The organism is Nonomuraea basaltis (assembly GCF_005893125.1).
Lineage (GTDB): Bacteria > Actinomycetota > Actinomycetes > Streptosporangiales > Streptosporangiaceae > Nonomuraea > Nonomuraea basaltis.
Genome location: NZ_VCJS01000275.1, coordinates 1 through 15,160 on the forward strand (window position 1 = coordinate 1; position 15,160 = coordinate 15,160).

At 64.6% G+C, this 15,160-nt stretch carries 17 protein-coding genes and 1 pseudogene; 6 read left to right on the forward strand and 12 right to left on the reverse strand.

Features of this window, described 5'->3' with window-relative positions:
* Positions 1 to 335: 335 nt before the first annotated feature.
* Positions 336 to 980, forward strand: coding sequence for a hypothetical protein (locus EJK15_RS60110; protein ID WP_138719352.1), 645 nt, complete (start codon positions 336 to 338; stop codon positions 978 to 980).
* A 904-nt stretch (positions 981 to 1,884) separates the two neighbouring features.
* Here EJK15_RS60110 and EJK15_RS60115 read toward each other — a convergent pair.
* The 6 genes and pseudogenes from EJK15_RS60115 to EJK15_RS60135 all read right to left on the reverse strand — a co-directional run.
* Complete coding sequence (locus tag EJK15_RS60115) at positions 1,885 to 3,450, reverse strand: tyrosine-type recombinase/integrase (RefSeq protein WP_138719353.1); 1,566 nt, start codon at positions 3,448 to 3,450, stop codon at positions 1,885 to 1,887.
* Complete coding sequence (locus EJK15_RS60120; protein WP_138719354.1) at positions 3,443 to 3,694, reverse strand: helix-turn-helix domain-containing protein; 252 nt, start codon at positions 3,692 to 3,694, stop codon at positions 3,443 to 3,445. The genes EJK15_RS60115 and EJK15_RS60120 overlap by 8 nt, the downstream gene beginning before the upstream one ends.
* Positions 3,695 to 3,767: 73 nt before the next feature.
* Positions 3,768 to 4,022: a hypothetical protein gene (locus EJK15_RS60125; RefSeq protein WP_138719355.1), complete on the reverse strand. Its 255-nt coding sequence runs from the start codon at positions 4,020 to 4,022 to the stop codon at positions 3,768 to 3,770.
* Between the two features lie 525 nt (positions 4,023 to 4,547).
* Positions 4,548 to 4,688, reverse strand: a complete 141-nt coding sequence (locus EJK15_RS72030) for a hypothetical protein (protein WP_171075232.1) — start codon at positions 4,686 to 4,688, stop codon at positions 4,548 to 4,550.
* Positions 4,689 to 4,935: 247 nt separating this feature from the next.
* On the reverse strand, positions 4,936 to 5,424 hold the full coding sequence (locus EJK15_RS60130) for a helix-turn-helix domain-containing protein (protein ID WP_138719356.1): 489 nt from the start codon (positions 5,422 to 5,424) through the stop codon (positions 4,936 to 4,938).
* 171 nt (positions 5,425 to 5,595) lie between these two features.
* Positions 5,596 to 5,871, reverse strand: a pseudogene (locus tag EJK15_RS60135) (DUF5372 family protein); the annotation flags it as partial.
* 113 nt (positions 5,872 to 5,984) lie between these two features.
* On the opposite strand from EJK15_RS60135, the gene EJK15_RS75655 reads away from it, so the two are divergent.
* Positions 5,985 to 6,149 carry a hypothetical protein gene (locus EJK15_RS75655; protein WP_240777920.1) on the forward strand — a complete coding sequence of 55 codons (165 nt, stop codon included), beginning with the start codon at positions 5,985 to 5,987 and terminating at the stop codon, positions 6,147 to 6,149.
* 39 nt (positions 6,150 to 6,188) lie between these two features.
* Here EJK15_RS75655 and EJK15_RS72035 read toward each other — a convergent pair whose 3' ends face one another.
* The 3 genes from EJK15_RS72035 to EJK15_RS60155 form a co-directional block, all read right to left on the reverse strand.
* Complete coding sequence (locus EJK15_RS72035) at positions 6,189 to 6,362, reverse strand: hypothetical protein (RefSeq protein ID WP_171075233.1); 174 nt, start codon at positions 6,360 to 6,362, stop codon at positions 6,189 to 6,191.
* A 213-nt stretch (positions 6,363 to 6,575) separates the two neighbouring features.
* On the reverse strand, positions 6,576 to 6,935 hold the full coding sequence (locus tag EJK15_RS60150) for a serine hydrolase (RefSeq protein ID WP_338089961.1): 360 nt from the start codon (positions 6,933 to 6,935) through the stop codon (positions 6,576 to 6,578).
* A gap of 18 nt (positions 6,936 to 6,953) precedes the next feature.
* Positions 6,954 to 7,901, reverse strand: coding sequence for a CPBP family intramembrane glutamic endopeptidase (locus tag EJK15_RS60155; RefSeq protein ID WP_138719360.1), 948 nt, complete (start codon positions 7,899 to 7,901; stop codon positions 6,954 to 6,956).
* Positions 7,902 to 8,256: 355 nt separating this feature from the next.
* On the opposite strand from EJK15_RS60155, the gene EJK15_RS60160 reads away from it, so the two are divergent.
* Positions 8,257 to 9,915: an IS1182 family transposase gene (locus tag EJK15_RS60160; protein WP_206061936.1), complete on the forward strand. Its 1,659-nt coding sequence runs from the start codon at positions 8,257 to 8,259 to the stop codon at positions 9,913 to 9,915.
* Here the strand turns inward: EJK15_RS60160 and EJK15_RS60165 are convergent.
* Complete coding sequence (locus tag EJK15_RS60165) at positions 9,831 to 10,655, reverse strand: serine hydrolase domain-containing protein (RefSeq protein ID WP_206061938.1); 825 nt, start codon at positions 10,653 to 10,655, stop codon at positions 9,831 to 9,833. The genes EJK15_RS60160 and EJK15_RS60165 overlap by 85 nt on opposite strands.
* Before the next feature lie 93 nt (positions 10,656 to 10,748).
* Here EJK15_RS60165 and EJK15_RS60170 point away from each other — a divergent pair, with 93 nt between their 5' ends.
* Positions 10,749 to 11,234, forward strand: coding sequence for a hypothetical protein (locus EJK15_RS60170; RefSeq protein WP_138719362.1), 486 nt, complete (start codon positions 10,749 to 10,751; stop codon positions 11,232 to 11,234).
* A gap of 610 nt (positions 11,235 to 11,844) precedes the next feature.
* Here the strand turns inward: EJK15_RS60170 and EJK15_RS72040 are convergent.
* Entirely contained in the window at positions 11,845 to 12,078 is a 234-nt protein-coding gene (locus EJK15_RS72040) for a hypothetical protein (protein WP_171075234.1), read from the reverse strand.
* On the opposite strand from EJK15_RS72040, the gene EJK15_RS72045 reads away from it, so the two are divergent.
* Together EJK15_RS72045 and EJK15_RS60180 are read left to right on the forward strand one after the other, a co-directional pair.
* The gene (locus EJK15_RS72045; RefSeq protein ID WP_171075235.1) at positions 12,059 to 12,922 is read left to right on the forward strand and encodes a hypothetical protein; all 864 of its coding nucleotides are present in this window, start codon (positions 12,059 to 12,061) and stop codon (positions 12,920 to 12,922) included. The genes EJK15_RS72040 and EJK15_RS72045 overlap by 20 nt on opposite strands.
* 227 nt (positions 12,923 to 13,149) lie before the next feature.
* Entirely contained in the window at positions 13,150 to 14,250 is a 1,101-nt protein-coding gene (locus tag EJK15_RS60180; protein WP_138719363.1) for a hypothetical protein, read from the forward strand.
* Positions 14,251 to 14,884: 634 nt separating this feature from the next.
* On the opposite strand, the gene EJK15_RS73715 is transcribed toward EJK15_RS60180, so the two are convergent.
* A partial coding sequence (locus tag EJK15_RS73715; protein ID WP_206061940.1) for a hypothetical protein occupies positions 14,885 to 15,160 on the reverse strand: 276 nt, incomplete at its 5' end.

Here is a 15,160-nt window from a genome sequence, read left to right on the forward strand (position 1 = left end):
GTCGGACCACCAGCGCCGCGAGCTCGTCATATGACGGGCGGCGATCCGGGGTCTTCGACACACGAAGATCATCCCATTGCAGGGACACCGCTCACGCCATCATGATCTTGATCTGCTGAATGCTTACTCTTTATCTGCTTGCGCAGCGCCAGACCCGCCTCCCTACGTTCGGCACCGTCTCGCGTACTTGCTACTCATAAACGTCTCACCTTGATTGAACTAAGTCATGAAATGTTGCTAATTCGTTCTAAATATGACAAGAGGCGATGAGCGGGAAGTGAGCCGGGAATCTCCTAGGGACACTCATTAATCGCTCAGTGGGCCCGGGGCATGGCATGAATGCGACTCTACTTACCACCATTGGTTTGCTAATATTGGGTTATGTATTTGCCGCTGGTTACTTGTATTGGGCATTCAGTGCGATTCAGAGAAGACGTCGAATTGAAAAAGCCAAGATCATGTTCGGGCGAGCCGTAGCTAGTGTCATTAGGGGCACCCGAGAGTTGGATGATCAAATTGCCCAACTGGAACGCCATTATGAAACGCGCGCATCGATCTTGAATGCGAATAAGTCTCGTTCAAAAAGCTTTGATCGCGCACTGTGGACATTGATTGAAGAATTTGATACTCAAGAAAACGGTGCATTTGCCAAAAGATACGGGTCCTTGACTATTGAAGACCGAAACCGCCTCTATGCAATTGTTGTTGGATTGGAAAGGAGGCGGCCATTCGCCAAGCTGTCTCCTAGATGGGCCAACCGCCTGCAGGACATCGCTACGTCATTGGAGAATGGGGATGCTGCTCTAGGGCGCAGGTCCGTTGATGAACTATTCGTTGAACTAACGCTTTACGAAGAGACTAGAGAGAAAATAGAAAAGGAGCGCGACAGAAAGCATACAGCCTTTCAGTGGGCAGGAATAAGTGCCACAATCATAGCTGGTATCATTGGTGTTGCATTGACTATAGTCTATGCAAATTAAGAACAAAAAACTGATGCGATGAGTAGAAGTATGTGCTGGAAATGGCGGAGCAAAGAGCGTACGTTGTGCGCGTCCTCAGCTCCGAACCCAGCCCCGCGCGGCGTCAGTCTCCGTCCACCACGAAACAAAGTGTGAATCTACGGAGTCCAGTCTCCAGTGAGCGGACAGGGGCATCAAAGAATGCCTCGTTGCCCGTCTTGCCGCCCTTTGGCTCTCCGATGTAGATGAGTCGTTCGCCCCCTGCTTCCTCGAACGAGGTCAACGCTTCAGACACACCATCGCGTCTCCCCAGCCAGGTGGCCAGCAGAGAAACAGCACATAATTCGCCGGTCGGGTATGAGTCGCGAACACACCCCAGATCACTGACGGGGTGCCGCACATCTACCTTCCCGGCCGCTCCAAGGAACGAGATGTTCTTGGTCTGATCTGGTGGCTCCAAGTCGTATGCCTGAACAGTCAGCCCTCCCGTATCGCTCGCTGACGGCAGTTCTCCGAGTGGTTCATGCCCATCGTGGGGTTCGCCCCATAAGGGGCGGCAGAGGGGCTCTCAGGCTTGATCGTTGCCCAATGTCTGCCCAATCACTCTGATACACCGTAGCCGTCTTGTAGTTTTCCCAGATCAGGCGCGTGATTCAACCGCCATGGCACCTTGACTTCTAATCCGACGGTCGCAGGTTCGAATCCTGCAGGGCGCGCTTTGATCAGGGGCCTGACCTGCGGGAACGGTCCAGCGGATTCGGCCTGGAGCAAAGTTCTAGGGCGATCGTGCTCCGTGCGTGCTCGCGTGCACCAACCCTGCACACACCATGATCCATCCGCTGTCCCTGGGCTCTGCGGGAAGAGCAGCGGCCCCGCCTCGCCGCGAGCAGACGGCGACTGCGGGGCCGGATGCTTAATCCGACGGTCAGGCTCTCAGTGAGATGAGTTTTCCGGGCTGTGTCTGGTCTTCGTCGTCAAGGAGCAGGGCGGCGGTCTTCTCGGCCGCCGCGGTGGCCACTTGCGGGTAGACGGAGGTGTAGGTGTCGGCGGTGAAGGCGCTGGAGGTGTGTCCCAGCGTTTCCTGCACCACCTTCATCTCCACCCCGGCGGCGAGCATCAAGGATGCCGCGCCGTGGCGCAGATCGTGCAGGCGGACAGGTGGCAGGCCGGCCAGGTAGGCCAGCCAGAGGAATTGGTCGGAGACGTGCTGCGGGTGAAGGCGGTCTCCGTCCGGCTGGGTGAAGACGAACCCGGTGTCCCTCCGCTCTGCCCCCATGGCGAGGCGTTCCTGGAGCTGTCGTTGCCGGTGGGCGCGGAGCACGTGGGCGGTGTCCGTGTCCAGGGCGATGGTCCGCACTGAGGCGTCGGTTTTGGGGGCGCCTTCGTACACCTGCCAGGCCAGCTGCACCAACTGCCAGTTCACCGTCAGCGTGCGGGTGTCCAGGTCGACCTCCTTCCAGCGCAGCCCGCACGCCTCGCCGCGGCGCAGCCCACGCAGCGCGATGAGCCGGTACAGGGCGAACAGGCGATGCCGCTGGGCCTCTTCCAGGAACAGCCGGGTCTGGGCGGGTGTCCAGACCATCACCGGCGAGGGCCGCGGCACGCTGGTGTAGGCGTCGATCGGGTCGACTCTGCGCCCGCCCCGGCGCTGCTTTTCCGCGCGGCGATACTCGCGGAAGTCGTCCTGCCAGGCGCGGACCCGATCCTCGGTCCACACCAAGGGCTTGGGACGGGTCTTGGCCGGCATCTCCAGCACCGCGGCGGGGTTGAAGTCGATCAGCCGGTCTTGGCGCATGGCCATGTTGAGCGCGTGGCGGAGGGTGGCGCGGATGTTGTGCATGGTGGTGATGCTGATCGGCCGCCGGTACTTGACGCTGGCCCGCACTGCGGGGTCGGGGCTGGCGCGGCGTTCGGCGATCGTGTCGTTGAACTCCTCGATCTGTTCGAACATCAACGCGATGTCGCTGACTTTCAGTTGATCCAACTGCAGCCGCCCCAGATACGGGATGAGGTAGAGGCGGATGTGGCCTTCGTAGGAGCGGCGGGTGGTCTCCTCGATCTTCCTCTTGCGTTTGAGGAACTCCTCCAACCAGGCGGCTACGGTGATGTCCTGGATGAGGTCCTGCCGTGTCTTGACCTTGCGGCGGACGGTCTCCACCTCGGGCAGTACTCCGGTCTCGGCCAGGGTGCGCTTGATCAGATCGGCGATCTGGGTGCGGGTGGCAGGCTCACGCGGATCGGCCAACGCCAGCAGCTCGCGGGCCCGGGTGAGTTCCGCTTCGGCGTCATCTTGGCTGGCGAAGCCACCGCGGCGCAGCGGGCCGCGCCGCCTTCCGTCGGGGCGGGGTGGGAGCTCGATCTGGTAATGCCAGATGCCATGCCGGTAGCTCCACCCACCGCCAGGGCGGCGCAGCTTGGGGCATTTCTGTCCCAGTGCTTTGCCTTCGTCTCCTCGGCAGGAGCAGCGTTTGAACGTGCTGCCATCAGCCATCGCGTGTCTCGACCTTCCTCTCGTCGGTGGTGCCGGTGTGGTCGGTGTGGCCGAGGAAGGCGAGCAGGGCGGCGGTGGGCACCAGGTACTTCTTGCCGATCCGCAGGATCCGGCAGGGGAACCGGCCTTGCCTGGCGAGTTGGTATGCCGTGGTGCGTCCCATCCCGAGCGCCCGACCCGCGGTGACTACATCGACCACGGCCGGCAGGTGCTGGATCTCGGCCAGCGTCAGCCGAGCCGTCATCGCAGGCTCCCCAGCGGGGAAGACGGTGCGGCTGTCACGAGCCCACCTGGCACGGCGACAGCGGCGGACGCCGTCAGGCGAGCACGTTCCTGGCCAGCGCCCACTCCGCCGACAGCCGTGCCGGGCAGGACGTATCGACGCCCACCTGGATGGCAGCGGTCAAGCCCAATCCGATGGTCGCCGCGTTCGAATCCCAGCCACCGCGTTGCGGTGCCGTGGTGACGGTGCGTAGCTCGGCTTGCCCGCGGGGGGCGAGGGGTTCGTCCAGTCGATGGGCGATCGCGGTGGGCGAACGGGGCTCGCCGACGGCTCCCGGCATACCGCTCACGCGTCGGGTTCTGGTCGGTTCGGTCGCTCAACCGTGCACGCGGTAGACGCTCATGGCCGAGACGGCCAGGCGCGCTCGGCGGGGCGGAACTGGTCCGGTGGGTGAAGTGGTTGGCTGGTGGCACGATGGCGTGGCCCGATCGCCCGGGCCACCTGATCCCTGTCACCTTCTAAATACCTGCCTCCGCCCCGAAGTTTGGACATCAGGCGAGGCAAAGATTCGGCCATGGCCGCTACCGCGGGGTGCTCTGCCAGTCCGTGCTCACAGTGCGACACCAGTCAAAGTACACGTCGGCGGGCCTGATCGCCCTGGTCGAGGGGTCCTTAGACGAAAGCGGCAGATCGCTGAGGCCTTATCCGGACATCGGCATAATGCTTCTTATGCGGACATCGCTGTTATGCCGACCATGCGGCGGGAGCGGGCGGTGGCCCGCGTCGGCGGGCGTGAATGTTCGGCATAATCACAGCTCAGCGGCGGCTTGCCGCCAGCTTCCCGTCAGGGCGGGGGCTGAATCTTCTCTCCGGGTCAGCGGGCGTGGGCAAGCGTCATCGCCGCCAGTACCGCGACGATCTGGGCGAGGTCGCAGTCGGGCAGGGACTCCGACGCAGGTAGCTGATCACCTCCCTTCGGTGAGCGGGCTGAGGTGGACGGGGTCGAGGTGGACATGGACAACTGCGTCGGCGTCCCTGCGGGACTGGATGCGGCGGCACCGGACGGTGCCGATCGAGCCGGCGGATCCGGCGGGGTCAGGGAGGCCCACGCGGTGATCCAGCCCGCCATACCCTGAGTGGCCAGGACGTTCCAGCCCCGCCGCCAGGACCCGGATCGACCGGCGAGAGCTGCTGCTCGAAGTTGCTCATAGCCGGCCAGGAGCCGCCTGGCGCTGTCGCGGTCGGTATCCGATGGGCCGGGGTCAGCGGCTTCTTTTGGTGCTCCGGTCGGGCTCCTGGCTGGAGCGCTTGAGCGCGCGTTCGATCGAGCGGGGATGCACCCGCCGGCTGAACCGCTCGGCGATGGCTTGGGCGAGATCCGCGGGCCGGAGTGAGGGATCGGTGGCCAGCAGCATCCGGATGTGCTCCAGAACCTCGGGGGTGAGCTTGTGCGCGCCCCGGGGGCCTGGCTTGGCGGGGACCAGCGCCGCCAGTCCGCCCTCGTCCAACGCGGCGGCTGCCTGGTAGAAGGACTGGCGGGAGAACCCGAAGGCCGAGGCGGCGGTGCTGACACTGGCCCCGTCCTCGCGGACCCGGCGCACCATCTCGTACTTCACCTGCACCAGGTCGCGGGGGTCGAAGAAGTCCGCGGACAGGAAGGCCTCGTCGGTGACGTCTTGCGGGCGCGGGTTCAACGTCCTGCTCGCGCGCAGTGCCTCGGTCTTCGGGTCGGGCCTGTTTTGCCTGGGCATGCCACCTCCCGGACCATTGCGTCCAGGAGATTATGCTCATGAGCGTCGCAGATCTCACGGCGACACGCCGTCGACAGATCCTTCTGTGCAGGATGCTCTCGCGCTGGAAGATCAATATGCATGGTGGCAGCACGGCCACCATCACCACGATCGGCATAATCGCCATGACAGTCACGGCGTAATCTGCCTGACACTCGCCGGCGTTGCCGACAGCCGTTCAGCACGCATCTGCTCGACGAGATCGGCGAGCTTCAGCAGGTCGTCTGCGCGGAACGCCGCACGACCATCGGACATGACGACGAACGGATCCTCAACGACGACGTCGGTCCACTCGGCCGGCAATGAGACCAGCTCACCGCGCGTGTCGTAGACGTATACACGATCATCATTGCCGTAGTTGTTACGGCGCTTGACGAACTCCAGCACCTGATCGAACAGCGGATGGAATCGATGCGTTACCCGAACACGGGCCGGGTATAGCGCATCATCCGAATCACGCGCAGTCGACGGCGAGGTCCAACAACACCGCGGAGCGGGCGCTGCGGCCGATCAAGACCCAGGTGAAGATCTCCGGCTGCCATCAATCCGAGACCGGCGCCGCCGCCTGGCTCGCGGTGCGCTCCTACCTCGACTCAGCCCGCAAGCACGGCCTGAACGCCTTCGACGCGATCCGCCGCGCCTTCACCGGCCACCTCTGGATGCCCCCGATCGCCCTGACCAACTGACCAGCAGACTTCACACAGCGTCACAGAGCTGATGAATGCTTACGTTCGAGCAGTGGCGTAGTGCTGGGTCAGGCCCTGCTGGCCGGGCGTCGTAGGCTTTCCACCCGGCCAGTGCACCGCGCGGGCGGCGGCCGACAGCAGCTGCTGGCGGGCGTGCTCGGTGCGGACGTGGCCCCGGCACAGCGCGGCCACGTCGTCGCGCAGGTACTGCATCAGCCTGTGCGGCCGTCCTGGCCTCGTCGGTGATCACGGCGAGGCGGCCGCCGGGATTGCCCTTGCGGCCGGCAGCGTCGAGGCCCCCAAGGAGGGCTTCGCGAACGGCTTCCCGCTCGGTGTCGGCCAGAGCCATAACGGCGAAGAACGCGAACAGCATCCGGCAGCGCATACGCGACGTGAAGACCGGTCCCATCGTCCAAGGGCTCGGGGTCACAAAGCTCGGACCAGACCCAACGTGAGCTTGCTGTTGATGTCCTCGAGGTTCCATTTCCCCGCCCGATACGCCTGGTTGGTGATCCAGAACACCATCACCCTCTTGTCGGGGAACCGGGCGAACTCGCCAATGGACCAGTCGTTGCCGGCGTCATGTTCGGCGACGCGGCCGTGCTCGGTGCGCGGGAGCACTCCCCAGCCGTAGCCGTAGTGCACCTTCGCCTTCCGGTCGATGAGCACCCGCGGGGTGAACAACTCCGCCTTGGCCCGGCGGGACAAGATCGTGTCTGCCTCCAGAACCCGATGCCAGCGGTACATGTCGCGGGCGGTGGAGAGCATGCCGCCGTTGCCCCGCAGGTACCAGTGTACGGAGGCTTATCCGCCAGGCCTGGACCTCTCATCGTTGGGTCGATCGCCCTGCCCGGCGACCGTGACGGTATCCAAGAGAGCCCTTGCCGACCGCCCGCGCGGGATTGGACCAGAAGCCGCCAGAGGGATGTCCTCGGATACCGCGCCCTTATCGCTCTTGAGCTGTCCGCTGAGCACGATCCAGGCGCTGATCGCGGCGAGCGGGGCGGTGACGAGCAGAGTGGTGGTGTTGATGTCGAGGTTGGGCAGAAGCATGCTGGTCAGCAGGAAGATCACCATGTTGTTGCCTGCGTGGGCCAGACTTGATGTCCAGATGGTGCCGCTGCGCAGCCGTAGCCAGGCGAGGATGATCTCCTGAAAGAGAAAAGTGACGGTCCAGATGAACAATCCGAGGGGGATGTTCTCGAACTCGATGTAGCCGACGAAGGCCAGCGGGTAGTGCCACACCGCCCAAATAAGTCCGGTAACGGTTACGGACAGAATCGGGCGGTCGGTGAAGATACGCATCCTCAGATAGCTGGTCCAGCCGAATTCCTCCCCCCAGTAAACGGGGATGAGCAGGACGACGACCGCCATCAGCAGGGAAAGCGATGCCCAGGCAGGCAGCCCCACTACTATGGTGTCCAGCGGCGACAGGTCCGGATTCCACAGCCCCAAGGCCGCCGCTAACCCGACGGCCGCCATGACAACGAGCAGCGGGCCCATCCAGGCGACGAGATAGTACGGCCAGCCGCTGCTGAGGCGGAGCGCTAGTCCAGCGTCGCGAAACCCTTCCTTGGTGACCCAACGGCGGACAATAATTGCCGCTATGGCTGGAAAAAACGCCATCGGCAGTTGCACTAGGGGATTGACCAGGGATAGATCCAAAAGGAATCGCGCCCCGAAAATATATGCCCACGTCGCCCCGAAACAGATGGCGATAAATGCCACGACGCCCTTTTTTTTCGTGCTCATCCGCAGCCCTTTCAGTGCTTGGTCTGAGCACAGATCGTTTCAGAAATGATTGTGTACCCAACTCGGCCTTTTGACCGAGACTCGTCGCGGATCTATCAACCGTCCGGCTGAGATTGGTCGTGGTGAGGCACCGCGCCATCCGGGATCACGGGCGGCTGAGATGTACTGAGCCCTCTTCCGGCTTCCCTCCATCGGGTACCGTGGTGACCGACCAGTCGATGACGATCTGGTCCGATACAGAACCGGCGATGCGGTCACTGAGTGACTCTGTCGGGAATCTTGAATCACCACCAGTCCAGGGGCTCCGTCCGGCATGATCTTGTGGTTGTTTTGGATCTTCCTCCAGGAGCACCACGTGTCTGTTCGCCCCCTATGTGGCGTCGAGGTCCCCGCCCTGACCGCACGCATGGCTCGTGCCAGCAATCCTCAAGGCACGACCGCGATGTGGGTTCGCGACCATCTCGACGGCTTATGGCGCGATGAGGACTTCGCCTCCTGGTACCCGCGTGACGGGCGACCCGGCCTATCTCCAGCCCAGCTGGCCACGGTGTGCGTCCTGCAGTTCCTGCTCAACCTCTCCGACCGGCAGGCCGCCGAGGCCGTACGCTGCCGAATCGACTTCAAGTACGCCCTGGCCCTTGAACTGGACGATCCGGGCTTCCACCACAGCGTCCTGACCGACTTTCGTGACCGCATCCTCGACGGCGACCGCGCCGACGAGTTGCTGGACCTGGCCCTGTCTCGGATGAAGGAGGCCGGGCTGGTCACCGAACGCGGTCGGCAACGCACCGACTCCACGTATGTGCTGGCGGCGGCACGCGACCTGACCCGTCTGGAACTGGTCACCGAGGCGGTCCGCGCCGGCCTGGAGATCCTCGCCCGCGACACTCCGCACCTGCTGGACGACCTGGTGGATGAGGAGTGGGCCCTACGCTACGGCCGTCCCGTCCGGCTCGGTGGCCAGCCCACCCGTCCGCAGACCCGGCTCAAGCAGGCCGGAACCGACGCCTACCTGCTGCTCCAGCACGTCGCCGACGGCGACGGTCCGCCTCTGGAGGCGCTGCGTCAGATCTTCCTGCAGAACTTTCTCCTCGACACCAGCGGCCGGCCCCGGCCGCGCACCGAGCAGGACGGGCTGCCGCCGGGCCTACTGCGGATCGTCTCGCCCTACGATCTGCAGGCGCGCTGGGCGCGGCGTGGCGACACCCGCTGGACCGGCTACCTCATCCACGTCACCGAAACCTGCGAGGACGACACCGTTAACCTGGTCACCGACGTGGCCACCACCCTGCCCACCAACGACAAGCAGGCACTGCCCGACATCCATGCCCGGCTGGAGCAGCGCGGGCTACTGCCGGATGAACACCTGGCCGATGGCGGCTACATCTCGGTCGCGTTACTGGACCGCGCGGCCCGCGAGCACCAGGTGACCTTGATCGGGCCGGTTCCCAAGAACAACTCCAGGCAGCAACGGGAGCAGGCCGGGTTCTCCTTGGAGGACTTCACCATCGACTTCGATCGCCGCCAGGTAACCTGCCCGAAGGGCAAGGTCAGTAGCAGTTGGCTGGAGCCGCCCGCCCAGGCTCCGTACTGCGTGGTCAAGTTCGATCGCCGCTACTGCGGCCCCTGTCCCGACCGGGAACAGTGCACCCGATCGCGCGAGCCACGCAGTGGACGCACCGTGACCTTCCTGCCTCGCCACCTTTACGAACGCCAAGTCGCCAACCACGGCGAACAACACGATGAGCAGTGGCGGCGTGCCTACGCCTCCAGGTCCGGTGTCGAGGGAACGGTCGGTGAGCTGGTCAACGCCCACCAGGCCCGAGATTGCCGTTATCGCGGCTTGGCGAAGACGCACCTCCAGCACGTTCTCACGGCCATCGCCGTCAACATCGAACGGCTCGCCGCAAGAGAGCCCCCGAAGCGTCATCAGCCGCGCCAGCCGACCATCTTCCAGCGATATCTCGACAACCGCGGCTTCCCTCGGCCCGTCTGGTGGCGGGGAGGGCGATAAGCCCAATCTTCACCAAGATTCCCGACAGAGTCTCTCAGTAGGGGCCATCGGCCGCCCAGGGATGCTCGGGTGGGAGGCCCTCGTCTGTTGCCGTGCTTGTCGTATTCGATCGCGACCTGGCCGGGCGCCCAGCGGGGCAGCACGTATCCCGTGCTGGTCATGCCGGCGGGGGCGAAAAGGTGCTCAGCCAGGAATCTTTCGTACGAGCTGCCGGACACGCGCTCGACGATGGCGGCCAGCAGACTGTAGCCCACGTTGGAGTAGTGGAACTCGGCTCCCGGCCTCGACCGCAGAGGTGACGCGAGGGCGCGTTGCACCATGGTGTCGCGGGAGACGGGGGCGTAATCGTCGCCGAGGTCACGCAGCCTGGAGGTATGGGTCAGCAGATGGCGCACAGTGACCAGGCGCTTGTCAGCCGGCACCGGACCGAGGTGGACCTCGAGCCGGTCGGTGGTGTGCAGCTTGCCCATCATCTGCAGCTTCATGATCGCGGCTGCGGTGAACTGCTTGGTGATCGACATGACGTCGTAGGCCGTGTCGCATCGAGCCGGGGTCTTGGTCTCGCGGTCGGCCAGGCCGAACCCGGCACAGTGCACGAGCTTGCCATGGCGAGCCACGGCCACCGTGCCGCCCGGCCCCGGCGGCAACGTTCGATCAAGAAACGACTCGATCCGTGGATGGACCGGAGCAGATGACATCAAAACGCCGGCGAGAGCGGCGTGGAACCAGAGGGAGATCACGCTTTCGACGCTGCCCGATCCGCGGGCCCGAGCTCAAGGAATGTACTGTTCCGGCTTGTGCGGATCTGTGCGACTCGGCTGTACTGCCAGGTCATGAGCACCAGATCAGAAGAGCAGTCAGGACGTCCCGACCCCGCTGCCGCGCACACCGACGCCGAGTTCGTGGCTGCGCTCCAACGGCTCAAAGCCTGGTCCGGGCGCAGCTACCGCGACATCCAGTCCCATGCGCAGCGGGCCGGCCACCACCTGCCGTACTCGACCGCGGCCGGGATGCTCAGGCGCCAGACGCTGCCCCGCGGGGAGGTGGTTACGGCGTTCGTCCGCGGCTGCGGTCTTGATGAGCAGGCGGCCGCGGCGTGGAGCGCGGTCCGCAAGCGACTCGACATGGGCGTGCCACAGGAACCGGAACCAGATTCCGCTCGGACGCGACCGCGACGCCGCTGGCGGGCGGCCGCCGTCGCGGCGGCAGCAACGATGGCCGCCGCTCTGGTGATCGCCACCAACGTTCACCAGACCGAAACCGAGGACGTCGTTGTCCCGTCAGATGTTCCGGCACAGCACGTGCAGATGCTCGACTGAGCTTGTTCTTAAGAGTGTTGCCGGTGATGCTTCCGCTATCCCGAATGCGCAGTGGATCAGACGTAACGCGGATATTTCCTGCCGCTGTTGTGCGGCTAGGCTCATCCGCACGCCTCATACGGTGAGCAGAAATCGACGCAGGATGTGCACGACGCCCGCGTGCGAACGAGACCGCATCTGATGCCGCCATCGCCGGTAATGCGGCTCGGCAGCTCGCAGAACTGTGTACGGAGACCGTCTCATGTCGACCTGAATGAAAGGCATCGATTGACGGAGTCATCCTGCGCAGACACGTCATAGGAGAAGTCTTGCGAAAATATCTAACAATTTTAGTGTATCTCACAGCTCTGATAATGCCCGGGACTCAAGCCAGCGCCATGTCACAAGCCACGATCGATGACGTGTGCCGCCTGGTGGCGGCGACACCTACCCTTGGCGCGGGAGGCGTCATCCGCGGAACGGCCACCAGGATCGGCTGCCAGAACCCCGCGACTCTCCAAGTGCGCATCATGCAGTCCCGACCGGGCCCAGACCGGGTGCTCAAGAGCACGTCTCGTACCGTGACGAACGGCGACGTCGCGGTGAGCCTCCGTTGCACGAGCCGTCCCCTCTACGTGATCGGGCTCGACGGAGACGGGCACAGGCAGCGCTCGAACATGGTTCGCCTGACGTGCGGCCCCACGCCCACGCCCACTCTGAGCGGCACCAGCAGCCCGAAACCCACCGTTAGTCCGAGCCCCACCAGCAGCCCGAAACCCACCGTTAGTCCGAGCCCCACGAGCAGCCTGAAACCCACCGCAACCCCGACCGCGCCGCCGAAGGGGTTGCCTGGCTGGGAGCTCACCGCGGCGAATACCGGCCTCAAGGCGATCGGCCTGTCCTGTGACTCCCTCCCGGTCTATATGGGCAGCAGCAAGCCCGCCGCAGGAACCACAATCTCCGGCAAGCTCATAGAGACCCAGCTGGACCTGTCAGCTGGCGACATCCTCGTCGAACGCTCATGCATCCGCCCGAAGAAACTCGGGATCACGCAGCCGTTGGTGACCACCACCGGCGAATGCACGGGCAGCAGTTGCGCGGTGACTCCGGGGAAGGTGACGATTCGTGACTCCGACTTCGACGGATCGAAGCTGAGCGCCAAGACCATCGCGGGCTCGTGCGCGTTCCTCGGCGTCGGAATTCTGCAGCGTAACCGCATGCACGGCATGGGTTCGGGCATCTGCTTCTACAACACGGGAAAGCGCCTGGACGCCATCGCGGAAGGCAATTACATCCACCAACTCCGATCGGACGGTGAGTCGCACAATGACGGCGCCACCATCCGGGACTTCGTGACGACGAGCACGCCCGACCGCAGAGCCGTCTTCCGTGGCAACCGCATCGACTGCTCATCGGGAAACGACACCGGCGCGCTGTTCATTCAGACGCTCGGCGCCGACATCGACCAGGTGACCATCGAGCAGAACCTGCTCGAGGGCGGCGGCTATCAGCTCGGCCTGGAAGCAGGCTTCGGACACGTGTACGGCAAGCACATGCGAGCCGTCAACAATCGCTTCTCCGGCACCGGCTGGGGCGCCCGATACGTGGAACGCAAGAGCCTGAGCTACGGCTGGAGTGAGTGGCAGGACAACTACATCAACGATCCCGCCAAGACCGACAACAAGGGCCGCGCCATCACCGCGCCTTAACAAGCGCAGGCACTGATCATTGCGTGTCCACGCCAGTCGACCAAGAAGAGGGGCGCGTTAGCGTGTCATCATCCCCAACCGGCGTGCTCGATCGCCGCCTGGAACACATCACCGTCGTCGATCCGCCAACCGACCTGCTTGGTGGGTCACTCGAACCGGCAACCCCAACATTTGCCCTTTTCTTGAACAGATCCCGCCGCATCGCCGGATGCCGGTTTAATCCGATCATGAGATCCATCCGACAGGGGGCCGTACTGGCCGCGGTCACGGTCATGACGGCGCTGGTCACTCCCGTGGCAGCGACAGCCGCGCAGAGCTCGTGCGAGGCGCCGCCACGGAGCAGCTCGGCCTACAACGACTTCGTGCTCACGTACAAGTCCAACTGCGCCACGAAGAAGAACTACGACCGGACGTTCCAGGACGTCACGGCGTCCGTCCTGGTCGACAAACGCAACAGGCTGGCGGTCACGACGTCGACGGCGCTGGCCGGCGCGATCGCGTCGGTCAAGGTGAACAACAAGGAGTTCATCTCCAGCGGCGGCCACGGCGCCGCCCTCCAGTACGCCTTCCACGCCTGGCAGGAGGGTGAGGCGGCGACCGAGTGCTACAACCCCACGCAGGCCGGCACTCGCCTGGACGACGTGGGCCAGCCGCCTCCTTACCACGGTCCCAGCACGAGCGCGCTCTACGCCATGGCCGGGTCCGGCAGCTCCATCCGCACGGCGGTGAGGCCCGCGATGTTCGTGACCCTCGCGGACACGAAACCGGCCTGGGGCAACTGCCGCAGCGCCGACCATCAGGACAAGCGCGTCCCGTTCACCATGGGACTGTCGCCGTACTGGCTGAAGACCGAGATCGAGCTCGCCCCCGATCACGACGTGCCCGCGCTGGAGAACGTCTTCCGCGCTGCCGCCACGATCACCTCGGACGACGAACGACACGACCACTTCAGTGGCGTCCTCGTCGCCTACCTGCAGCCGGATTTCACGAAGGTCTTCTCCTACAGCCCCGCCACCGGTCGCCTGTCGCCCAAGCCCGTGGACTCTCACGCGAGCAAGGACCCCATGGTCCGTTGCACGGACGACGGCGACTACTGCCTCGGCATGTACGTCAAGCCCGAAGTTCTCGGCGCCAAGGCCTACTATTACACGATGACCCGCCCGCCCATGGACTACAACGGCCACTTCGGCGAGAACACCATCCAGGTCACCAGCCCCGGTGGAGCCATGGACAGGGGAGACAAGGTCAACTACGAGACCTACGTGGTCGTCGGCAACAAGAGCCGCGTCGAGCACACCATGACCCAGCTCCACCGCGCCTTCCGGTAGTCGGCCCTCGGACAGGGGATCAGACCGGCGCCGATGACACCGCAGCCTTCGCGGCCCCGCGTCTGGGTCCGCCCGGTCGCAGACAGACTCGTGGACAGCACCGGCACTCACATCGTGCTGTCCACGCCTGCCCTGGTCGGAACGCGAACCGGCCACGCCACGCGGGTCACCGCGGCGGCTGAGAGAATCGGCCGGGTGAGACGTCCAATGATCTTCGGTGAGCGTGCCGCACCCTGGCCAGGGCACGCCCGACCCGGCGGCGCAGACGTTGCGCCTTGGTGAGCCCGGCGCCCGCAGGAGCGTTGGACAGCACACATCCAGTGGTGACGCGGTCACCGAGGATCGGATGGCGTGCCGTGCCCTTGCCGTCGCTGGGGAATCTGCGGCCACCGAGGGTGACGCGGTGGTAGGGGTGACGTCGCCGACCGCGGCAGTCTCGCCGATGACCACACACGCACCGTGATCGATGAACAACCGCGCCCAATCCGGGCGCCAGGGTGGATCTCGATCCCGGTAAGCGCGGGCGAGTTGGGAGATCAGGCGAGGTACAGACGGCACGCCCAGCCGATACAGCTGGTGCGCCAGGCGGTGAATCCACACCGCCCACAGTTTGAGCTTCCCCTAAGGCCCGTAGTTAAGGTTTCTGGGCTGCTGGCAAGAGCGCTGGGGAGATTGGCCCGGCGGTGTAGACGCCTGGCCTGATCTTACGGATGAGTCGGCTGTCGGCCCAGCGGGAGAGCTGCCGGTAGATGGTGTTCAGGGTGACATCGCCGAGGTGGCGGGCGATGTCGCGGGCCGGCCAGGGGCGGTTGGGGGTCTTGGTGGAGGAGGGCCAGGACCTGTTGTTGTCTGCAGCGGTCGGCCGGGGCGAGGTGCCGCTCGTCTCGGGAGGCGGTGGGCAGTGCGGGTG